Here is a 22,020-nt window from a genome sequence, read left to right as displayed (position 1 = left end):
ATTACATCTGGTATCCATCAGATAAAACATCAATCCATTCCGGATGCTCGTTGACATAATGAGCCACATAAGAACATAAAGGAACAACGGTAAGTCCGTTGTCTTTAGCACACTGAAGTGTACGTTCAATCAGTTGGCCTGCAAAGCCTTTTCCACGCAGTGCTTCAGGGGTTTCGGTATGGGTAAGGAATATCTTTTCACCTTCTCGATAGTATTCCACAAACGCAACACCTCCCGGAACATGAAGTTCAAATTGTTTCTCTTCTTCGTTTACTTTAAAATTATCTGATGCATTATCTTTCATGGCAATTTAATTGAATTGTATATTCTTATTCACTCTCTAATATAGCCATTAATTCGGCATAAAAGGCAATCAAAAGATATTTTAGATATCTTTAGCGTAAACAAACCAAACACCAAAATGGAAAACCAAAACGAAGACAAACACTTAAAGCGCGAGCTGGGATTGCTTGACGGCACCATGCTTGTCGTGGGATCGATGATAGGTTCAGGTATTTTTATCGTAAGCGCCGACATGATGCGTAATGTAGGCAGCGCCGGATGGCTTACGCTGATATGGATATTATCCGGTTTCATGACCATAATAGCCGCTGTGAGCTATGGCGAATTGAGTGCCATGTTTCCCAAAGCCGGAGGCCAGTATGTCTATCTTAAGGAAGCCTATAATAAACTTATCGCCTTTTTATACGGATGGAGTTTCTTTGCCGTGATACAAACAGGGACCATAGCTGCCGTTGGTGTAGCTTTCGCCAAATTTACAGCTTACCTCTACCCTCCAGTCAGCGATAAGAATATACTATATGAACTAGGAAGCTTTAAGCTTAACGCGGCTCAATTGGTATCTATCGCAACCATAATATTACTTACGTATATTAACAGCAGGGGCGTGAAGAATGGTAAATGGATACAGACCATTCTTACCATCACCAAAATTGCCTCATTATTTGGCCTTGTGGTATTTGGCCTTGTACTGGCTTTTGATTCCAATATCTGGGATGCAAACTGGACTGATGCCTGGAACTCACAATCGTTCGATAAAGATACCAGCACCTGGCTACCAATAAGCGGAACCGTACTGATGTCGGCTATTGCAGCGTCAATGGTAGGTTCCCTGTTTTCCAGCGACGCGTGGAATGGAGTGACATTTATTTCGGGTGAAATTAAGAATCCACAGCGCAATGTAGGCCTTAGCTTGTTCTTAGGAACACTCATAGTGACCATCATCTACATCTCTGCAAACATCATGTATCTGGCAGTAATGCCCAATGACGCTATAGCATTCGCGGAATCAGACCGTGTTGCCGTTGCAGCATCACATTATATATTTGGCCCTACAGGCACCTACATCATAGCTATAATGATCATGATTTCGACTTTTGGATGTAATAACGGACTCATACTTGCCGGTGCGAGGGTATATTATACGATGGCAAAGGACGGATTATTCTTTAAAAAAGCCGCCAACCTCAATACCGCAAGCGTACCGGGCTGGGGACTGTGGTTCCAGTGCTTTTGGGCATCGGCGTTGTGCCTTACAGGAGAATATGGTGCATTGCTGGATTTTGTTATGATCATTGTTGTATTGTTCTACATCCTTACCATTTACGGGATATTCATTCTCAGAAGAAAAATGCCGGATGCCGAACGACCTTACAAAGCCTTTGGTTACCCAATACTACCCGCTATATACATTATACTCGCTGCAACATTTTGCTTCTTTTTATTAAAAGACAGAACCAGTACCTGCGGCTGGGGTGTATTGATCATGCTTGCAGGAATACCAGTGTATTATTTGACCAAGCCTAATGAAAAATAAAATTATTAACTAAATGACAGCACTAGACATATATAATCTATTGGAAAACAAGATTAGGCCTGACGCATTTCAAAAAAAATACAATGATGAAATTAAAAACTATGAAAATCTTGTAAAAAAAACAGGCTCAACTGTTCCAATATATGTTGATGAAGATTACGCATTTAAATTCAATGGAAGTCATTTAATCACCATTTGCAATTTCTACATTAATAATTCATTAGATGAAATAGTAATTAATTATCTAGCTGACGGCATAACATTATCTGATACCATTGAATTGGATAGCCCGTTATTTGATATATTAGCAACTTTTACAGATCCTGATATAAATGGAAAATTATCCGAAAGCTACGTTTTAGATACGCTTACGAAACTAAAAAACATTAAATAAAAGATTTAGAAATCATAAAAAAAGAGGATACCAATTGGTATCCTCTTTTTTGTTATATAGTGAAAGCTCCTAGTGGTGTAGTTGCTCTTCGCCTTCTTTCATTGGAACAGTCTGAGGAACGAAGTCATCATCATGTCCAGGTTTGCTGTAGTCATACGGCCATCTGTAAACTTCCGGAATTTCACCCGGCCAGTTACCGTGGATGTGCTCAACAGGAGTAGTCCACTCAAGCGTTGTAGATCTCCATGGGTTTTGAGATGCTCTCTTACCTTTGAAGATGCTGTAGAAGAAGTTCCAAAGGAAAACGATCTGGAATGCAGCTCCTACAAGTGCAAATATTGTAATAAGAACGTTAACGTCAGCAAGGTCATCAAATAATGGGAATGCAGTGTTAGTATAGTAACGTCTCGGAAGACCAGCCATACCGATGAAATGCATTGGGAAGAATACTCCGTAAGCACATACTGCAGTTACCCAGAAGTGGATGTAACCAAGGTTTTTGTTCAACATTCTACCGAACATTTTTGGATACCAGTGGTAAATACCGGCAAACATACCGTATAGTGCTGATATACCCATTACAAGGTGGAAGTGAGCAATAACAAAATAAGTATCGTGAACGTTGATATCAAGTGTACTGTCTCCAAGGATGATACCTGTAAGACCACCTGTGATGAACGTAGATACGAATCCTATTGAGAACAACATCGCAGGGTTAAGCTGCAGGTTACCTCTCCAAAGAGTCGTAATCCAGTTGAATGCTTTTACAGCAGATGGTATCGCAATAAGTAGTGTTGTAAATGTAAATACCGAACCAAGGAATGGATTCATACCAGAGATGAACATATGGTGACCCCAAACGATAGTTGATAAAAATGCAATTGCTAGTATTGAAGCGATCATCGCACGGTAACCAAAGATTGGTTTACGTGAATTAGATGCCATAATCTCTGATACAAGACCCATCGCAGGAAGGATTACAATGTAAACCTCAGGGTGTCCAAGGAACCAGAAAAGGTGTTCAAACAATACCGGAGAACCTCCCTGGTAGTGTAGAACCTCTCCAGAGATAAAGATATCAGAAAGGTAGAATGAAGTACCAAAGCTTCTGTCAAATATAAGCAGCAATGCAGCAGATAGTAATACAGGGAATGATACGATACCAATTACAGCAGTAATAAAGAACGCCCAAATTGTAAGTGGAAGTCTTGTCATAGACATACCTTTAGTCCTAAGGTTGATTACTGTAACAACATAGTTAAGTGATCCCATTAGTGATGAAGCGATGAAGATAGCCATTGAAACTAACCAAAGCGTCATACCTGTACCTGAACCTCCGATTGCCTGTGGCAATGCACTTAATGGCGGATAGATCGTCCAACCTGCTGATGCAGGACCTGCCTCAACAAATAGTGATGCAACCATTATTATTGTAGAAAGGAAGAACAACCAGTATGAAATCATGTTCATGAAACCTGAGGCCATATCTCGTGCACCAATCTGCAACGGAATAAGAAGGTTACTGAATGTACCACTCAAACCTGCAGTCAATACAAAGAATACCATGATGGTACCATGTATAGTAACTAATGCAAGGTAAATATCATTTTTCATTACTCCACCCGGAGCAAATTTATCTCCTAAAAAGATCTCGAATACTTTGAAAGATTCTTCAGGCCATGCGATCTGCATACGGAATAACAATGACATTCCTACACCAAGAACCCCCATAAGAATACCTGTAATAAGGTATTGCTTAGCAATCATCTTGTGATCGATACTAAAGATATACTTCGTTATGAAGGTATCTTTATGGTGGTGGTGATCATGAGCGTCGTGGTGACCGTGATCTTCGTGACCGTGTACTTCGTGTCCTACTGCTGACATATTTCTTTAATTTGAATATATTTAAAAAGAATTATTTTTTTACAACCTGTGCTACTACTGTAGAATCCGGTTTTGCCGCTGTAGCTGAATCTGCAGGTTTTGCAGGAACAGCATCTGCTGCCGGCTCTGCAGCTGCAGCAGCAGCTTCATCTTTAGCTTTCTTAACAGCCGCAGAAAGTTTTTCTTTACCGCTTAGCCATTTTTTGAAATCTGCATCATCTTCAACAACAACTTTCATTTGCATGTTAAAGTGAGAAGCTCCACAAATTTTATTACAAAGAAGCAGGTAATCAAAAGTATAAGGATCAAGAGCTGTTTTACCTTCAGCTACAAGCTCAGCGCTCTTTTTAGATCTTATCTGGTTGATGTTAGCAACTTTTTTCATGATTGCAGGTTCCTGACGCATTTCATCTGTAGTAACCGTAGGCACGAAAGCAAATTCAGTAACCATACCCGGAACTACGTTCATCTGAGCCCTGAAGTGAGGGAAATAAGCAGAGTGCAATACGTCCTGAGAACGGAATTTGAACACAACTTGTTTTCCTTTTGGTAAGTGAAGCTCTGTAGCCTGGATATCATCCTGAGCATTCGGGTCAGACATGTCAACACCAAGAGTGTTAACACCCTCGATATATCTTACGTTAGCTTTACCAAGAACACCGTCTTCTCCGGCATAACGTACTTCCCAGCTAAACTGCTTAGCATATACTTCAACAAATATAGTGTCTTCTTTCTCTTCGTCAATGAACATGATGTTAGTCCATGCATACAATCCATAAAGGATAAGACCTGCAAGAACGATTACCGGGATGATAGTCCAGATAAACTCAAGTTTATCATTATCTGCATAGTAAAATGCAACCTTTCCTTGTTTTCCTCTGTATTTAAGAGCAAAATAGTGAAGAAGGAACTGAGTTATTGTCTGTACGATAAAGATAAGCCACATTGAAATAGCCATAAGATTATCGTATTCAGGACCATGCTCAGAAGCCGGTTTACCTAATACAAGGCCTCCCCATTTCCATAAAGAATAAATTGTAAAGATATAGATGAAGGCAAGGAAGCCAAACATCAGGTAACCATTAACATTATTATCCCTGTCGTTAGCTACTTCACTGCTAGCTTCGTCAGCATTAGTCGTAGCTCCAACCTGTGTAAGGTGAAATATCTTAGTTAATTGCCATATTGCAATGCCTAATAAAACTAAAACTATAATTACCAATAAACTTGTCATTTGTTTATTTCTTTAAATATTAATAATGAAAATGCTTACTTTCTTCAATCAATGGGTTACGTTTCGCTAACAACGGCGCTTTAGTAAGAGCAGTGAATACAACGAATATGAATAGACCAAGGAAGAATAATATCGCACCAATTTCACCTGCACCGATAAACCACTGATCTCCAACTGTAGCCGGCATGATCATTACAAAGAAGTCAACATAGTGACCACAAAGGATAACTATACCTGCCATAACAATGATCCATGAAAGACGTTTGAAATCTGTGTTTATAAGGATAAGGATAGGGAATACAAAGTTCATTGCAACCATACCGAAGAAAGGCAGGTTATAATTTTCTATACGCATCTTGAAATAAACGATCTCTTCAGGTATATCAGCATACCATATTAGCATGAACTGAGAGAACCAAAGATAAGTCCAGAACACACTGAAACCAAACATGAATTTAGCTAAATCGTGTATGTGGCTTGTGTTAACATACTCAAGGTGTCCAAGAGATTTAAGGTATAAAGTAACTAAAGCGATTACAGTAACAGCACTTACAACAAAACTTGCAAATACATACCATCCGAATAGTGTACTGTACCAGTGTGGGTCAACAGACATAATCCAGTCCCAAGACATGATAGACTCACTAACAATAAAGAATACAAGGAAAGCGGCAGAAGCCTTAAAGTTTTTCTTGTAGAAGCTATTATCTGTAGCCTCATCCTGAGCAAGGCCATTTTTTCTGGCATATTGGCGGTAAAGTATCCAGCCACCCATGAAAATTGCTGCTCTTATAAGGAAGAATGTTTTATTCAGGTAACCTGATTTTGCTTTGATAAGGTGGTCCGCAGCAACAACATCTTTATCCATCCAGATAAATATTTTATGAAGGTCCATTGTACCTGCTACAAGTAGAAGGAATACAATAACAGCCCCAGGTATAAGGTAGCTTGAGATACCTTCCATAACCCTGAACAATACCGGAGACCATCCTGCCTGAGCAACCTGTTGGATAGCATAGAAAGCAAGAGCTCCTAAAGATATAAGCATAAAGAATAATGCAGCAACATAAACAGCAGACCAAGGCTTGTTTTGCAACTGGCCAAGTACATGCTCTAAATGATGTTGGTGTTCAGCGTGAGCGTCGTGTGCATCTTCGCTATGAGCAGCATGTGCATCTGCATGAGCCTCCTCAGCGTGAGCAGGAGAAGCAGTGCCATGATCATCATGTGAAGCAACAGCAGCTTCAGCGTGAGCCGTATCTTTTGCCTCGTGGGCTGTTTCAGCAGCAACTGCAGCATGTGCAGTGTCGTGAGCAGCCTCAGCGTGTGCCTCTTCGGCAGCAGGCGCATGAGCTTCTTCAGTTGTAGCAGCATGAGCGTCATGTGCAGCAGGCTCGTGATGAGCTGCATCGGCATGGCCTCCACCGTGGTGGCTGTCAGCCGCTAATATTTTCTCTACGTCTTCAACGGTTTTTGGTGCAGTGAAAAAACTATAGCCAATCCCAAGGACACCTAAGATCATCAGGACAAATGCGATTGTTTTTAATCTACTTGAAAATGTGTACATATATTTATGCTTTCAGTGTTCTACAATTATAATTCACTCCTTAGTTGCATCACGTAGTGAGTAACCTGCCAACGCTCTTCCTGAGAAAGCTGGTTAGCGTGAGAGCCCATTGCGTTTAGTCCGTAAGTTATTACATGGAATACGCTTCCTTCAGTAACAGCTCTGTCTTTATAGTTAGGTACCCCAAGGAATTTTTCCCTTTTAACAAGGTTTCCTTTTCCGTCTCCTTTATCACCGTGGCATATTGCACAGTAGATAGTGAAAAGCTGCTTACCTCTTTCAACATCGATATCAGCCGGAGCAATAGGAGATTTAAGGTTTGCTTTTGCAAGCTCATATCCTGCAGTTGAGTTCTCATATTCATAAGGAGTAAAACCCCTTGGAATAGATCCTTTTGCAGGAAGCTGGCCTTCTTTACCATTTGCAAACGCAGCCGATTCTGAATAGGTTTCATAACCTACAGATTCGTACATATTTGGCATGTACTGGTAATTCGGCTCCGATTTATTAAAGCAGGCAGTAAGCGATGCTGATGCAACTGCCAGTAATGCTATTTTATATAACGCTTTCATACTTCTGTTAATGCTTTTCAATTACTTTTACTTCCACAGCTCCTGTGTTCTGAAAGAAAGAAACAAGTTGGTTCTCATCACCCTGAACTGCAACTTCCATAAGGAAATGGTCATCGGTAGTTCTTACGTCCGGGTTTTCAGCGCTTTTGAATGGCCATAATTTACTTCTCATATAAAAAGTGATAACCATTAAGTGAGCTGCAAAAAATACTGTCATCTCAAACATTACAGGCACAAATGCAGGCATGTTCTGGATGTAGCTAAAGCTTGGTTTTCCACCAATATCCTGAGGCCAGTCGTGAATCATGATGAAATTCATCATTGCTGTAGCAACTGACAATCCCACTAAGCCATATAAGAATGAGCAGATAGCGATTCTAGTAGTAGCAAGACCCATAGCCTTATCTAGTCCGTGAACCGGGAATGGCGTATAAACTTCTTCAATGTGATGATGTGCAGCGCGTGTTTTCTTTACTGCATCCATAAGGATATCATCGTCATTGTATAGTACATGTATAACTTTATTACTCATGATCTTAGTGATGATTATGTTCTGAATGTGAATGATTGTCGTGACCGCCCTGCTCTCTTAGCTTTTTGTAAGTTTCGCTGGAAGTTTTCATGATTGATTTAACCTCTGCCTGCGCAATTACAGGGAAGCTTCTTGAATAAAGAAGGAATAATACGAAGAAGAAACCAATTGTACCGATGAAGAAACCTGCATCTACAAAAGTAGGCTGGAACATTGTCCATGAAGATGGAAGGTAATCCCTGTGAAGAGAGGTAACGATAATTACGAAACGCTCAAACCACATACCTATGTTTACCACGATTGAAATTACGAAAGAAACGTAGATGCTTGTTCTGATCTTTTTGAACCACATTACCTGCGGAGAAATAACGTTACAAGTCATCATCAGTGCATAAGCCCACCAGTAAGGACCTGTAGCCCTGTTAAGGAAAGCATACTGCTCATATTCTACACCCGAATACCAGGCAACGAATAGCTCAGTGATATAAGCAACACCAACAATCGAACCGGTAATCATGATGATGATATTCATCAATTCGATATGCTGTACAGTTATATAAGCTTCAAGGTTAGAAAGTTTTCTCATGATGATAAGCAGGGTGTTTACCATTGCAAATCCAGAGAAGATAGCTCCCGCAACGAAGTACGGAGGAAGGATTGTTGTATGCCATCCAGGGATAACCGAGGTAGCAAAGTCAAAGGATACGATCGTATGTACAGAAAGTACAAGTGGAGTCGCAAGACCTGCAAGTACAAGAGAAACCTCTTCAAAACGTTGCCAGTCTTTTGCTCTACCGCTCCATCCGAAACTTAATATAGAGTATACTTTTTTAGTAAATGGAGTCACTGCCCTGTCGCGAAGCATCGCAAAGTCAGGAAGAAGACCTGTCCACCAGAATACTAACGATACCGAAAGGTATGTCGAGATCGCGAATACGTCCCAAAGTAGTGGTGAGTTAAAGTTTACCCAAAGTGAACCAAACTGGTTCGGGATTGGCATAACCCAGTAAGCTAACCAAGGACGACCCATGTGGAATACAGGGAACATTGCTGCCTGTATTACCGAGAAGATAGTCATTGCTTCTGCTGAACGGTTAATCGCCATTCTCCATTTTTGGCGGAATAATAAAAGTACTGCAGAAATAAGTGTTCCTGCGTGACCGATACCTACCCACCAAACGAAGTTGGTGATATCCCAGGCCCAGCCGATTGTTTTATTTGAACCCCATGTACCGATACCTGTTCCAACTGTGTAGCTCACACACGCAACTCCCCAAAGGAAAGCGGCAAGCGCAATTGAAAATGCGATCCACCATTGTTTGTTTGCTCTTCCTTCAACAGGAGCAGCAACGTCAACGGTAACATCATGGTAATTTTTGTCACCTATAATTAAAGGTTTTCTAATGGGTGCTTCGTAATGAGACGACATAATCCTTTATAGTGTTTCTTATTAATATTACTTCTTATTATGTATTTCTAACTTTTACGTGGTAGAATACATTTGGCTGAGTTCCAATCTGGCTAAGCAGGTGGTAAGCCCTTTCGTCCTCTTTAAGAGCTACGATTGGATCTTCTTTCTCGTTTACATCTCCAAATACCATTGCACCACTGCTACATGCTGCAGAACAAGCACAGGCATCGTTGAATTCACCTTTAGCCACAGTTCTTCCTTCGCGTTTCGCTTTAAGGATAACAGCCTGTGTAGACTGGATACAGAAAGAACATTTTTCCATAACACCTCTTGAACGAACGTTAACATCAGGGTTAAGTACCATACGACCAAGATCATCGTTCATGTGGTAATCAAACTCACTGTTTTTGTTGTAAAGGAACCAGTTGAAACGACGTACTTTATAAGGACAGTTGTTCGCACAGTAACGAGTACCAACACAACGGTTATAAGCCATGTGGTTCTGACCCTGACGACCATGAGATGTTGCCGCAACTGGACAAACAGTTTCACACGGAGCGTGGTTACAGTGCTGACACATTACCGGCTGGAATACAACCTGAGGATTCTCAGATGGATCTTCCATAGCGTTGAAAGTACTTACTGAATCAAACAGACCAGATGTATTTTCTTTAAGGTGAACGTCTCCTGCAAAAGTTTCCTCGTGAGAGTAATACCTGTCAATACGCAACCAGTGCATATCACGGCTTCTTCTTATTTCTGATTTACCTACTACAGGAACGTTATTTTCAGCGTGACATGCGATAACACAAGCACCACAACCTGTACAGGCATTAAGATCGATTGATAGATTGAAGTGGTGTCCTGTAGTCCTGTCAAAAGATTCCCAAAGGTCGATTGAAGCAGCAGGCACTTCTTTGTGGTCGTAAGAAACAACCGGCATGATGTTCCATTCAGAAGCATCTTTCTCATTGAAATCCTTAAGGGTAGCTTCCTTAACAATGTCTCCCCTACCCATTAGTGTTTTCTGAAGCTGCACACATGCAAATTCATGCTCTCCACTTTCTTTAGTCAGCTTAGCTGTCTGGAATGAGTTAAGGTTGTTATATAGTGTGTAAGCGTTAACACCTACTACCATTTCTTTTTTCATGGCTGCTTTACGGCCGTAACCTAAAGCAAGACCGATAGATCCTTTAGCCTGACCCGGCTGGATGATTACCGGTACATTCGATAATTTCTTACCGTTAACATCGATAGTTACATAACTACCGTTAAGACCTCCATTTGCAACGTTCCAGTTCTCAAGGCCAAGCTTTTCAGCATCAGCTTTAGAAACAGTCACATAGTTATCCCAAGATACCCTTGTAATTGGATCCGGGAACTCCTGAAGCCATGGGTTGTTTGCCTGTTGGCCATCACCCATACCTGTTTTAGTGTAAAGCACCAGTTCTAAATCTCCTGTTGCTTTAGCAGCAGCAAGTTTAGTAGCGGCACCTGCGAAATCAGCAGCACCAGCTGAAACCGGAGCAACTTCAGATACAGATACACCATCGTGAACCAGTTGGTTCCATGTTTTACCTGCAACAGTCGCAGAAGCTTTAAGGTAAGTATAATAATCCTGAGCATTACCTGACCATGCAAGTAGTGCATCCTGGAATTGTTTTGTATTGAATAGTGGACGGATTGTTGGCTGGGTTACAGCGTAGAATCCTTTAGCAACACTTACATCACCCCAAGACTCAAGGTAATGAGGAGCTGCAGCAGCCACAGTAGTAACCGAAGCAGTTTCATCTTCTTTAAGAGAGAAAGTAACTGACAGTTTTACTTTTTTAAGACCTTCAACGAAGTCAGCACTGTTTGCAAGAGTATACACTGGGTTAACACCATTCATGATAAGTGCATGAACACTCCCTGCTTTCATGTCAGCAACAAGTTTAGCAACCGCTTTAGCATCACCTTTACGAACAAGGCGCGCACCTGCCGGATTAAATGCAGCAGACTGAAGTCTGTTATTGATTGCCAAAGCAAGCAATTGAGCATTTACATCATCAAGACCTGTCACAACAACACCTCTTGAACCTGCAGCAGCAACCTGTTTAGCAGCCTGAGCAACAGCATCAGCATAAGCTTTATTTGCAATTGCAGAAACAGCTACAGATGAACCTGTAACAACATTATATATAGTAACAAGAGCATATTTTTGCTCAGTAACAGTCAATGGAATACGTTTATCAGCATTTGCACCCGAAAGAGACATATTAGACTCTATCTGGATATGCTTAGACATTTTACCCTGCTTAGGAATACGGCCGTTAGTATAACCTCCGTCAAATCCTCCACCCTGCCAGTCGCCAAGGAAATCAGCACCTACAGAAAGGATCACATCAGCTTTACCAAAGTCATAATCAACAAGAGCTCTTTCACCATACACAGCCTGGAATGCATCCAGCGCTTCAGATGAAGAAACCGCATCATAAACAACATGCTTGAATCCAGGATATTTAGCACCGAACTCAGCAATAAGTTTATCTGTAGAAGGACTCGCAGTTGTACCCGTAAGTACCACTACCTGACCTGAACCTGCAGAAGAAAGTCCCGCTTTTACTTTAGCATCAACTTCCTGCCATGACGCAGGCTTACCTGCAATCACCGGCTGTTTAAGACGCATGCTGTCATATAATGACAATACAGAAGCATGAACCCTTGCATTAGCAGCAAACTTAGCACCCGCAAGCGCATTGTTTTCTACTTTAATAGGACGGCCTTCGCGCGTCTTGATTAATATATTAGCGAAATCAAAACCATCATTCATTGTTGTTGCATAGTAATCAGCAACACCAGGGATGATTTCTTCCGGCTGAACCACATAAGGAATAGACTTGATAACCGGGCCTTCACAAGCAGCAAGCGAAGCAGCTGCTGTACTGAACCCAACATATTTCAAAAAGTCACGACGGCTTGTTGATGACGCCTCAAGAGCTTCCTTGTCACCAAGAAATTCTTCAGTAGGGATTTCTTCAACAAATTCGTTGTTTCTTAGCGTCTCAACAATAGAACTATTTTCATTTAGCTCTTCAACACTTTGCCAGTATTTTTTGTTTGATGCCATGTTGTATATAGATATTAGCTTCTTAAAAATTGATTAATAGTGACATTTACCACACTCAGTACCACCCATGTTTGCAGCAGTAAGCTTAACTACGCCATATTTTTTGGCAAGCTCATCGTGGATTTTCTTATAGTAGTCGTTACCTTCTACCTTAACATCAGTCTCACGGTGACAGTTAATACACCAGCCCATTGTTAGCGGAGAATGTTGTCTCATAACTTCCATAGTCTCAACAGGACCGTGACAAGTCTGACACTCAACTCCGGCAACAGAAACGTGCTGCGAGTGATTAAAGTAAACGAAATCCGGAAGATTGTGAACTCTTACCCATTTAACTGGTTTTTGTTTCCCGGTATATTTTTGAGCCGTAGCATCCCATCCTACAGCATCGTATAATTTCTTGATCTCACCAGAATAGAATTCTTTTGAGTGATCTACATAAGTAGAATCTTTATCCCCCTGGAATTCATTGATATTCTTGTGACAGTTCATACACACATTAAGTGACGGTATACCTGAAGTCTTACTTACCCTTGCAGAAGAGTGGCAATACTTACAATCGATACCATTATCACCCGCGTGAATTTTGTGCGAGAAGTGTATTGGCTGGATTGGCTCGTAGTTTTGATCTACACCTACCTGCATCAGATAACCATAAAGGAAATATGAAGAAGCAAGCATAAGAAGGATAACCGTAACCAAAACAAGGAACTGGTTTTTAGCATACGCTTTCCATAATGATACAGAAGAGCCAGACTCAACAACCTCAATCCCGTTAGCCGCAGATACTTTCTTAAGTGTTTTAGTCACCATAACAAGCATTACGATAAGAACCGTAAGCACAAGCACAAGCAGACCAAGCACTAAATTATTAGACATACCCCCACCCTGAGCAGCTTCACCAGCAGCACCAGGCTTAGGGCCTTCAGCAACCGGAGCCGGAGCCGAAGTATATGCCAGAATATTATCAATATCCCCAGAAGACAACTGAGGGAACGGTGTCATTACAGCATTGTTATTCTCAGCAAAAAGCTTAACAGCCGCAGGATCACCTGCTTTTATCATTGCACTGCTGTTCGCTACCCACTTGTAGATCCATGCACGGTCATGCTTATCCGCAACACCTCTTAATGCCGGACCCGTAGACTTGGCATCAAGTTTGTGACATGCAGCACAAAGAGTATTGAACAACTCTTTACCTTTTACAGGGTCGCCAGCTCCTTCAGCAGGTGCCGCTGCCGCTGCATCAGCTGTTGCCGGTGCCGCTGCCGCAGGCGCCGCAGCTTCCTGTGCATAAGATGTAATGGAAAATGACAGCGAGAACGCCAGACAGAACAATAAAATTCTTGAAAACGAAGTATGGTTACCCACTTTTTTCATATTAAAAATGATTATCGACTTAAATTGGTATAGTTTTTTCAAGACTGAGCTTGCAAACACTATGCTTTTTTAAAAACTCCCACAAAAATACGACTTATGAATTATTCTCAAACCTTAAATAAATCTTAATGGTTAATTTATAAAGATTCTAAATAAATTAGAGCCTCAGCCGTAAAATAATATATCGTACTTTTGCGTTAAACACAGTTCATTATGAGAATTTTAAACCAAAACACCTACACAGCCGCCTTTATTTTACTTACTTTTTGGGGTACCGATTTACAAGCCCAGGAAGGCAATGTTTCTGTTAATCAGGATGCCCGCTTCGAGCAACTTTTGAAAGAAAAACGCAAAATAAACTCTTCAATCACTGTAAATGATCGCTATAAAGTTCAGATTTTCTACGGTGACAATGCTGCAGCACGCAAGACTTTAACTGATTTCAAAAAGGAATACAAAACCATTGACGGAACAATTATATATGAAAGTCCGACCTACAAAGTATGGGTCGGTAACTTTAAATCAAAAATAGACGCAGAGAGGACACTTATTGACATCAAAAAAAAATACCCTCACGCACTTTTAATTAAGCCCAATAAGTAAAAGTCAGCAACAAAAAATCCCGCAATTGCGGGATTTTTTATTAATGTTCAGCCTTCTTTTTAAGGACGCCTCCTGCCGTTTCCTTGATGGGACCCGAGAAAATAAATGCTTTTGGATCAATTTCATGAACCGCCCCCTTAAGCCTGCGCACTTCAAGGCGTGAAACAACCGTATATATTATATCACACTCGGTACTTACTTCAAAACTGTCCTTCATAAAGCCTCTTTCGCCTTTATATACAGTAATTCCTTTTCCCATTTGCAGCACGAGGTATGACTTCACCTCTTCACTTTTTGCAGAAATTATGGTCACACCGGTAAATTCCTGAATCCCCTCCACCACATAATTTATTGTTTTGGAAGCCACAAAATACGTAAGCATCGAATAAAATGCTTTTTCAAGCCCGAAGAAAATCGCTGCTACTGAGAAGATAATTATATTAAGCCCTAGGATAATCTCACTCATGGTAAAACCTACTTTTTTACCCGTATAAACAGCCAACACTTCTATACCGTCAAGCGCACAGCCACCCCTCATACCAAAGCCAACGCCAAGACCAATAAATAAGCCCCCAAATGCAGAAACTATCAGTTTATCATGGGTAACCATGGGTACAGGCAGCCATAAAAGACACATCCCTAAAACAACAATAGAAACAGATGTCTTTATAACAAACTTTCTCCCGATAATCTTATACCCAAGGGCAATTAACGGAATATTGATAGCTATTATTAACAAAGCGATATTTACATGATAAGTTTCGTGAAGTAAAAGCGACAATCCTGTTACACCACCATCAAAGAAATGGTTTGGCACCAAAAGACCTTTAAGCGCAAAGTTGAGGCATAAAATACCTGCAATTATGAACAAATAGTCAGTAACAGAATCTTTAATACTTATTTTATTTTCAGTGGTACTCATTAATTATGGTTGGTTAATTTCGATTTTATAATTTTTAAATGCTCTTCCTTCTTAGCCTGCCTCCAGTCCTTAGCCTCTTTTGTAAAATAATGATGCGCTGCAAAGAAATCTACCTGTATTGCATTCCACTGCTCTTCGGCATCAACAATTCCAGCCGTCTTCAGTTCCCTGAACAGCTTGTTCGAAATCTCAAAAAAATCATCACGCCCCAGATAGTCCAGATCGGCATCAGCTATAATTTCTTCAAGATGATTGCACGGTGTTTGGGGAATCTTTGTAGCCATGATCATTCCACATACACTATGAATCTGCCCTTGAGAATATCCAAATTCCGGAAGATATTGCCTGGCAAAGTCACACGACACCTCTTCATGCCCCTGCGATTTCACGATAAACCCTGAATCGTGGAACAAAGCAGCTGTTTTAAGCAATAAAGCATCCGAATTTTCGATCTTCGCAACTTCTATATGCTTAATAACCGTTTCATAAACATCCAGTACGTGACTGACATTATGGTAATATAAACCTTCAGGAAATTCACGTTTCTGTTTTTCAAGTATAAACTCTTTTACTTTTTCGATGTCAATCATGTTTATTTACTTTGGTTTAGTCCTCATTAACTCTCATTGTCATTTTATTACTTAAAAGCAATATGACAAGCAAAAGAAACAGTCTTTCATATACTGCAAACCCTATTCAGCATATCACTCAAAAATATATTTATTTTAAATAAAAACCTAACTGCATTAAAACAAAAATCCCGACTGCTTTAACAGTCGGGATCTCATTTATATAGTGCAAACTTAATTATTTAAGTTTCTTTTTCACTTCAACTTCCTGGTAAGCTTCTATGATATCCAGCTGCTGTATGTCGTTGTAGTTTTTAACCTGCATACCACAGTCGTATCCTTTAGAAACCTCCTTAACATCATCTTTGAATCGCTTAAGGGCTGCAAGCTCACCTGTATAGATAACCACACCTTCCCTGATAAGCCTGATCCTGGATCCTCTGAATATCTTACCATCGGTAACCATACATCCTGCGATAGTACCCACTTTAGAAATTTTAAATGTCTCACGAATTTCCGCTGTACCGGTAATCTCTTCCTTCATTTCCGGAGAAAGCATACCTTCCATCGCATCCTTAAGATCATCAATCGCATCATAGATGATAGAGTAGTTTCTGATATCGATCTCTTCTTTATCAGCAAGAGTTCTTGCACTTGCAGAAGGACGAACGTTAAATCCGATGATGATCGCATCAGAAGCCGACGCAAGCAATACGTCAGATTCAGTAATCGCACCAACTCCTTTATGTATGATGTTTATTTGTATCTCTTCAGTAGACAGTTTAGAGAACGAGTCTGATAACGCTTCAACCGAACCATCCACGTCACCTTTAAGGATAATATTAAGTTCTTTGAATTGTCCAAGAGCGATCCTACGTCCAATCTCTGCAAGAGTGATGTGTCTTTGTGTACGAACAGACTGCTCACGCATTAATTGAGTACGTTTAGCTGCAATTTGTTTTGCTTCTCTTTCGTCTTCAAACACACCGAACTTGTCACCTGCTGTTGGAGCACCGTCAAGACCTAAGATAGATATAGGTGTTGATGGTCCTGCTTCTTTAACGTTATGACCACGCTCATCGTGCATTGCTTTGATCTTACCATGGTGTTTACCGGCAAGTACATAGTCGCCCACTTTAAGTGTACCACCCTGTACAAGAACAGTAGAAACATAACCCCTTCCTTTATCAAGGAAAGCCTCTACCACGGTACCTACCGCTGCTTTTTCCGGATTAGCTTTAAGATCAAGAATCTCAGCCTCTAGCAATACTTTTTCAAGAAGCTCTTTCACGCCAAGTCCTGTTTTAGCAGAAATATCGTGTGACTGTATTTTACCACCCCAATCCTCAACAAGTAAATTCATACCCGCAAGCCTTTCCTTGATTTTCTCAGGGTTGGCATTCGGCTTATCCACTTTATTGATTGCAAAAATAATTGGCACACCAGCCGCCTGAGCATGATTGATAGCCTCTTTAGTTTGTGGCATGATATCATCGTCAGCCGCAATCACGATAATCGCGATATCGGTAACCTGTGCACCACGTGCACGCATCGCGGTAAACGCCTCGTGACCCGGTGTATCTAAGAATGCAATTTTCTGGCCATTATCAAGGGTTACTCCATAAGCACCAATGTGCTGTGTGATACCTCCCGATTCGCCTGCGATTACATTTTCTTTACGAATGTAGTCAAGAAGGGATGTTTTACCGTGGTCAACGTGACCCATTACAGTCACAATTGGAGCCCTGAATACAAGATCCTCTTCTCTATCTTCAACAACCTCCATTGTCTCTTCAATGTCAGTTGTAATGAATTCAACTTCAAAACCAAACTCATCAGCAACGATCGTCAGGGTTTCAGCATCAAGACGCTGGTTCATGGTTACCATGATACCTAATGACATACATACTGATATCACTTTAGTAATTGGCACATCCATCATGGTAGCAATCTCACCTACAGTTACGAATTCAGTAACCTTGATCGTTTTGCTTCCTTCTTCAAGCATTCTTTGCTCATCATCAGATTTCTGACGGTGGCTGTCACGCTTATCCCTTCTGTATTTAGCCGCTTTAGACTTGTTCCCTTTACCCTGTAATTTCTCAAGGGTCTCACGGATCTGGTTTTTAACTTCTTCTTCGGTAGGCTCTACCTTAGAAACAATTGCCGGACGTTTAGGCCCAAATTTATTACCGCCTTGTCCTTGTGTATTAGGTCGGATCGTTTGGCCGGTTCCAGCTGGTCTTGGAGCATTGTTATTGCCCTGACCCTGTTGTCCGCCACCCTGGCCCTGAGGCTTAGGAGCAATCCTTTTCCTTTTATTTTTATCATGGTTCGCACCACCACCCTGCTGATTAGCACCCGGAGTACCCGGTTTTGCACCATCTTTCTTGAAATCTTCTTTTTTCTTTTTAGGCTTATTGAACTGCGAAAGGTCAATAGTCTGTCCGGTAAAAGTAGTTCCGCTCAGTTTTTGGTATTGCGTCTTGATTTTTTCATCTTCCGGAGAAGCTGGCGCAGCTTGTGGCGCTTCCGGCTGTATTTTTGCTTCAGGTGCTGCCGGTTTTTCGACAACAGCTTTTGGCTCAGCTACAGGCTCCTGTTTTTGAACAACCGCTGCAGGCTTTTCAGCTTTTGGAGCTTCGGCTACAGGGGCAGCCTCAACTTTTGGAGCTTCTGTTTTAGGCGCTTCCGGCTGAGGAACCTCTGCCTTTGGCGCTTCAGGCTGTACCTTAGGCTCCTCTACAGGTGCTTTAGGCTCCTCTTTTGGAGGAGTGGCTGAAGTAGCTTCTGCTTTTTTAGTACCAAGGTCTATCTTGCCAACAGCAACCGGACCGGATAGTGTAGCTCTCGCTTTGATCACTTCCTGTCTTTGCTTCTCTTCATCCTGCTTCCTTTTATCCTCAATCTCTTTCTCTCTCTCAACACGAAGCGCTTCTTTCTCCTTGCGTTTTTCTTCGCTTACCTCAAGAGAAGCCGCTTTCTTACCTTTATCGGCAGAAAATTGATTGAAAAGGGCATTATATTCCTCATTGGATATCTTGGCATTCGGGCTTGACTCAATAACATGCCCTTTGTCCTTAAGATATTCCACAGCTCTGTCCAGCGAAATATTTAATTCCCTTAATACTTTGTTTATTCTTATTGCTCTTTCTTCAGACATACAATCTTTTTAATTTTATCTTCGGTGTTGTGTTGTGCTTGTAATCTAAACCTTCTTAATCTTCAAACTCTTCTTTAAGTATTCTCACTACCTCAAGTATTGTCTCTTCTTCAAGATCGGTCCTTCTTACAAGATCCTGCACATCCTGGTTCAATACGCTTCTTGCGGTATCCAGTCCTATTTTAGCAAACTCCTCTATAACCCATGCTTCGATTTCGTCAGAGAACTCTGTTAATTCAACATCTTCGTCTTCTGCAACATTACCTTCACGGATAACATCCAGCTCATACCCTGTTAAAAGTCCAGCAAGCTTAATATTATGACCTCCGCGACCAATTGCTTTAGAAACCTCTTCTAATTTAAGGAACACCTCTGCCCTGTTATTAGCCTCATCGATTTTAATAGACGAAACTTTTGCCGGGCTAAGCGCTCTTGATATATAAAGCTGTGTATTAGTTGTGTAATTGATAACATCGATATTCTCATTTCCAAGCTCACGAACGATACCGTGGATACGTGACCCCTTCATACCAACACAAGCTCCTACAGGATCAATCCTGTCATCATAAGAATCTACAGCTACTTTTGCTTTTTCACCAGGAATCCTTACAACTTTCTTAACCATAATCAGGCCATCGAATACCTCAGGAATCTCCTGTTCAAATAATTTTTCAAGGAACAGCTCAGATGTCCTTGACATGATGATCTGTGGCTTATTTCCTTTAAGCTCAACGTTTTCAATAATTCCACGAACATTATCCCCTTTTCTGAAAAAGTCAGAAGGGATTTGTTTTTCTTTTGGAAGCACGATCTCGTTTCCTTCATCATCCACCAAAATTACAGCTTTTGGCCTAACATGGTGCACTTCTGCAGTATAAATATCACCAATGATGTCTTTAAACTGCTTGTAAAGGTTTGTATTATCATGCTCATGGATCTTAGAGATAAGATTTTGACGCAGCGCAAGTATCGCCCTTCTTCCTAACTGGATAAGCTTTACTTCTTCCGACACATCTTCACCAACTTCAAAATCCGGCTCAATTTTTCTTGCTTCAGAAAGCGATATCTCCTGGTTAGGATCTTCCACCTCACCATCGGCTACCACTACACGGTTTCTCCATATCTCCATATCCCCTTTATCCGGGTTTATGATGATATCAAAATTATCATCCGAACCATATTTCTTTTTCAGTGCATTCCTGAACACATCTTCAAGGATTGCCATAAGCGTAACCCTATCGATAAGCTTATCATCCTTAAACTCTGAAAATGAATCTATTAATGCGAGATTTTCCATGCCTACTTTCGTATTTTTTTAAAATTTTATTACAACAACTGCTTCTTTGATGTCCTGATACGGCAATTCAAGCCTTTTTTGGACAGTCTCTTTTCCTTTACCTATCTTCTTAGGTTCACGGGCTTCCCATTCCAGTACAATGAATTCCTCATTAGCACCTGTAATTTCTGCCTCAATCTCTTCCGTAGCGGTTTTCACGCTTAACGTCCTGCCAATATTCTTCTTAAACTGCCTTGGCAACTTTAGAGGGCTTGCAGCACCTCCGGAAGCAACCTCAAGCGAAAAATCATCTTCTTCCCTGTCGAGGTTATGCTCAATTGCCCTGCTGATATCGATACAATCCTGAAGATTCACTCCGTTATCCCCATCCAGCGTTACCATAATCTTGTTTGCGCCGGTAATAGAAAGTTCTATAAGAAACAGCGAAGGACGCTCTTCAAGAGCCGTTTTAAGCAGGTCTGCAACTTTTTCCTTAAATGTCATATCTGTATAAAAAGAGGGGACTCCTGTCCCCTCATTATTTAGTGTTTAGTAAATAACGAGGCAAATATACTATTTTTTTTTATATCTTGAAAATCATTGGATAATGTAAATTTAATTCTTACCTTTATGATATTAAAATTCCACCCAAATTTTTGTTAACTATACATCTAAACTATGAAGAAAATTTTAGTCCCTACCGACTTTTCAGCCCATGCAGAATACGCCCTTAAAGTTGCGGCACAGATAGCCCGTAAAAACGATGGCGAAATATTCCTGCTTCACATGTTGGAGCTGCCGGCACTTGCCAGCGACGGAATAGGCGAAAGTAACGCAGTGGGCAGCAGTTCTGACTTACCCGAAGTAATGTTCTTTATGCAAAAAACAAGAGAACGCTTCGAGGAAATTCTTAACCAACCTTATCTTGAAGGAATACCTGTAGTAGAAGCAATCCAGTTTGACAGAGCCTTTGACGGTATCATCGGACATAGCAAAAAACATAATATAGACCTTGTAGTAATGGGGTCTCACGGCGCAAGCGGTTTCCACGAAATGTTCATCGGATCTAACACCGAAAAAGTAGTAAGAACATCAGATGTTCCCGTACTTGTGATCAAAAAAGAAGAAGGAGAGTTTAATCCTCAAAAATTTGTTTTCGCTTCGGATTTTTCTGATGAAATCAAAAAACCTTTCGAAAAAGCTGTTGAATTCGCAAACGCATTTGGTGCCGAACTACACCTTGTATCAATCAACACACCAAACAACTTCAAGTCTACTCACGCAGCAGAAAAAACAATCCACGATCTTGCCTCTAAGTTTGACATCAAAAATGGATACACTTCACATATCTACAATGATGTGAACATAGAAAAAGGAGTCCTTCATTTTGCCAACAGCATCAACGCAGATCTTATAGGAATGAGTACGCACGGCAGACAGGGACTTGCACATTTCTTTAACGGAAGCGTAAGCGAAGATCTGGTTAACCACGCAGTGCGCCCGGTTATCACTTTCAAAATATAATGACTATCGTATAATAATTAAAAGCGGCTTTAGGCCGCTT

At 40.9% G+C, this 22,020-nt stretch carries 18 protein-coding genes; 4 read left to right on the top strand and 14 right to left on the bottom strand.

What is annotated here, in order from left to right; all coding sequences use genetic code 11:
- Position 1: 1 nt before the first annotated feature.
- A complete protein-coding gene (locus ACX0HA_RS12635; RefSeq protein WP_458845655.1) occupies positions 2-304 on the bottom strand; it encodes a GNAT family N-acetyltransferase in 303 nt (100 codons plus the stop codon).
- A 117-nt stretch (positions 305-421) separates the two neighbouring features.
- On the opposite strand from ACX0HA_RS12635, the gene ACX0HA_RS12630 reads away from it, so the two are divergent.
- The gene (locus ACX0HA_RS12630; RefSeq protein WP_458845654.1) at positions 422-1,837 is read left to right on the top strand and encodes an APC family permease; all 1,416 of its coding nucleotides are present in this window, start codon (positions 422-424) and stop codon (positions 1,835-1,837) included.
- A gap of 13 nt (positions 1,838-1,850) precedes the next feature.
- Entirely contained in the window at positions 1,851-2,231 is a 381-nt protein-coding gene (locus ACX0HA_RS12625; RefSeq protein WP_458845653.1) for a hypothetical protein, read from the top strand.
- 69 nt (positions 2,232-2,300) lie between these two features.
- Here the strand turns inward: ACX0HA_RS12625 and ACX0HA_RS12620 are convergent, their stop codons facing one another.
- From ACX0HA_RS12620 to ACX0HA_RS12585, 8 genes are read right to left on the bottom strand one after another with little or no spacing between them, the layout of a single operon-like run.
- Complete coding sequence (locus tag ACX0HA_RS12620) at positions 2,301-4,118, bottom strand: cytochrome c oxidase subunit I (RefSeq protein ID WP_458845652.1); 1,818 nt, start codon at positions 4,116-4,118, stop codon at positions 2,301-2,303.
- Between the two features lie 31 nt (positions 4,119-4,149).
- A complete protein-coding gene (locus ACX0HA_RS12615; RefSeq protein WP_458845651.1) occupies positions 4,150-5,352 on the bottom strand; it encodes a cytochrome c oxidase subunit II in 1,203 nt (400 codons plus the stop codon).
- A gap of 19 nt (positions 5,353-5,371) precedes the next feature.
- A complete protein-coding gene (locus tag ACX0HA_RS12610; protein ID WP_458845650.1) occupies positions 5,372-6,919 on the bottom strand; it encodes a quinol:cytochrome C oxidoreductase in 1,548 nt (515 codons plus the stop codon).
- 26 nt (positions 6,920-6,945) lie between these two features.
- Positions 6,946-7,491: a c-type cytochrome gene (locus tag ACX0HA_RS12605; RefSeq protein ID WP_458845649.1), complete on the bottom strand. Its 546-nt coding sequence runs from the start codon at positions 7,489-7,491 to the stop codon at positions 6,946-6,948.
- A 7-nt stretch (positions 7,492-7,498) separates the two neighbouring features.
- Positions 7,499-8,023, bottom strand: a complete 525-nt coding sequence (locus ACX0HA_RS12600) for a DUF3341 domain-containing protein (protein ID WP_458845648.1) — start codon at positions 8,021-8,023, stop codon at positions 7,499-7,501.
- A 4-nt stretch (positions 8,024-8,027) separates the two neighbouring features.
- Positions 8,028-9,452 (bottom strand): NrfD/PsrC family molybdoenzyme membrane anchor subunit, encoded by a 1,425-nt coding sequence (gene nrfD / locus ACX0HA_RS12595; RefSeq protein ID WP_458845647.1) that lies wholly within the window; start codon positions 9,450-9,452, stop codon positions 8,028-8,030.
- Between the two features lie 37 nt (positions 9,453-9,489).
- On the bottom strand, positions 9,490-12,543 hold the full coding sequence (locus tag ACX0HA_RS12590; protein ID WP_458845646.1) for a TAT-variant-translocated molybdopterin oxidoreductase: 3,054 nt from the start codon (positions 12,541-12,543) through the stop codon (positions 9,490-9,492).
- Between the two features lie 33 nt (positions 12,544-12,576).
- The gene (locus ACX0HA_RS12585) at positions 12,577-13,923 is read right to left on the bottom strand and encodes a cytochrome c3 family protein (RefSeq protein WP_458845645.1); all 1,347 of its coding nucleotides are present in this window, start codon (positions 13,921-13,923) and stop codon (positions 12,577-12,579) included.
- A gap of 213 nt (positions 13,924-14,136) precedes the next feature.
- On the opposite strand from ACX0HA_RS12585, the gene ACX0HA_RS12580 reads away from it, so the two are divergent.
- Positions 14,137-14,526: an SPOR domain-containing protein gene (locus tag ACX0HA_RS12580; RefSeq protein ID WP_458845644.1), complete on the top strand. Its 390-nt coding sequence runs from the start codon at positions 14,137-14,139 to the stop codon at positions 14,524-14,526.
- Between the two features lie 40 nt (positions 14,527-14,566).
- On the opposite strand, the gene ACX0HA_RS12575 is transcribed toward ACX0HA_RS12580, so the two are convergent.
- From ACX0HA_RS12575 to rimP, 5 genes are all read right to left on the bottom strand, one after another.
- Positions 14,567-15,448, bottom strand: a complete 882-nt coding sequence (locus tag ACX0HA_RS12575) for a YitT family protein (RefSeq protein ID WP_458845643.1) — start codon at positions 15,446-15,448, stop codon at positions 14,567-14,569.
- Positions 15,448-16,038, bottom strand: a complete 591-nt coding sequence (locus tag ACX0HA_RS12570; RefSeq protein WP_458845642.1) for an HD domain-containing protein — start codon at positions 16,036-16,038, stop codon at positions 15,448-15,450. The genes ACX0HA_RS12575 and ACX0HA_RS12570 overlap by 1 nt, the downstream gene beginning before the upstream one ends.
- A gap of 217 nt (positions 16,039-16,255) precedes the next feature.
- Positions 16,256-19,180, bottom strand: a complete 2,925-nt coding sequence (infB, locus tag ACX0HA_RS12565; RefSeq protein WP_458845641.1) for a translation initiation factor IF-2 — start codon at positions 19,178-19,180, stop codon at positions 16,256-16,258.
- A 55-nt stretch (positions 19,181-19,235) separates the two neighbouring features.
- Entirely contained in the window at positions 19,236-20,477 is a 1,242-nt protein-coding gene (gene nusA, locus ACX0HA_RS12560) for a transcription termination factor NusA (protein ID WP_458845640.1), read from the bottom strand.
- 18 nt (positions 20,478-20,495) lie between these two features.
- The gene (gene rimP / locus ACX0HA_RS12555; RefSeq protein ID WP_458845639.1) at positions 20,496-20,960 is read right to left on the bottom strand and encodes a ribosome assembly cofactor RimP; all 465 of its coding nucleotides are present in this window, start codon (positions 20,958-20,960) and stop codon (positions 20,496-20,498) included.
- 174 nt (positions 20,961-21,134) lie between these two features.
- Between rimP and ACX0HA_RS12550 the strand changes: the two genes are divergently transcribed.
- Positions 21,135-21,980 (top strand): universal stress protein, encoded by an 846-nt coding sequence (locus ACX0HA_RS12550; protein WP_458845638.1) that lies wholly within the window; start codon positions 21,135-21,137, stop codon positions 21,978-21,980.
- The last annotated feature ends 40 nt before the right edge of the window (positions 21,981-22,020 follow it).

The sequence above is a fragment of the Flavobacterium hauense genome (assembly GCF_054457175.1).
Note: the sequence above shows the minus strand (reverse complement) of the source record. Positions and strands in the feature narration are given on the sequence as shown.

Coding starts and splice junctions, on each gene's coding strand:
- ACX0HA_RS12635 (WP_458845655.1), bottom strand. CDS start 304: ATGAAAGATAATGCATCAGATAATTTTAAAGTAAACGAAGAAGAGAAA.
- ACX0HA_RS12630 (WP_458845654.1), top strand. CDS start 422: ATGGAAAACCAAAACGAAGACAAACACTTAAAGCGCGAGCTGGGATTG.
- ACX0HA_RS12625 (WP_458845653.1), top strand. CDS start 1,851: ATGACAGCACTAGACATATATAATCTATTGGAAAACAAGATTAGGCCT.
- ACX0HA_RS12620 (WP_458845652.1), bottom strand. CDS start 4,118: ATGTCAGCAGTAGGACACGAAGTACACGGTCACGAAGATCACGGTCAC.
- ACX0HA_RS12615 (WP_458845651.1), bottom strand. CDS start 5,352: ATGACAAGTTTATTGGTAATTATAGTTTTAGTTTTATTAGGCATTGCA.
- ACX0HA_RS12610 (WP_458845650.1), bottom strand. CDS start 6,919: ATGTACACATTTTCAAGTAGATTAAAAACAATCGCATTTGTCCTGATG.
- ACX0HA_RS12605 (WP_458845649.1), bottom strand. CDS start 7,491: ATGAAAGCGTTATATAAAATAGCATTACTGGCAGTTGCATCAGCATCG.
- ACX0HA_RS12600 (WP_458845648.1), bottom strand. CDS start 8,023: ATGAGTAATAAAGTTATACATGTACTATACAATGACGATGATATCCTT.
- nrfD (WP_458845647.1), bottom strand. CDS start 9,452: ATGTCGTCTCATTACGAAGCACCCATTAGAAAACCTTTAATTATAGGT.
- ACX0HA_RS12590 (WP_458845646.1), bottom strand. CDS start 12,543: ATGGCATCAAACAAAAAATACTGGCAAAGTGTTGAAGAGCTAAATGAA.
- ACX0HA_RS12585 (WP_458845645.1), bottom strand. CDS start 13,923: ATGAAAAAAGTGGGTAACCATACTTCGTTTTCAAGAATTTTATTGTTC.
- ACX0HA_RS12580 (WP_458845644.1), top strand. CDS start 14,137: ATGAGAATTTTAAACCAAAACACCTACACAGCCGCCTTTATTTTACTT.
- ACX0HA_RS12575 (WP_458845643.1), bottom strand. CDS start 15,448: ATGAGTACCACTGAAAATAAAATAAGTATTAAAGATTCTGTTACTGAC.
- ACX0HA_RS12570 (WP_458845642.1), bottom strand. CDS start 16,038: ATGATTGACATCGAAAAAGTAAAAGAGTTTATACTTGAAAAACAGAAA.
- infB (WP_458845641.1), bottom strand. CDS start 19,180: ATGTCTGAAGAAAGAGCAATAAGAATAAACAAAGTATTAAGGGAATTA.
- nusA (WP_458845640.1), bottom strand. CDS start 20,477: ATGGAAAATCTCGCATTAATAGATTCATTTTCAGAGTTTAAGGATGAT.
- rimP (WP_458845639.1), bottom strand. CDS start 20,960: ATGACATTTAAGGAAAAAGTTGCAGACCTGCTTAAAACGGCTCTTGAA.
- ACX0HA_RS12550 (WP_458845638.1), top strand. CDS start 21,135: ATGAAGAAAATTTTAGTCCCTACCGACTTTTCAGCCCATGCAGAATAC.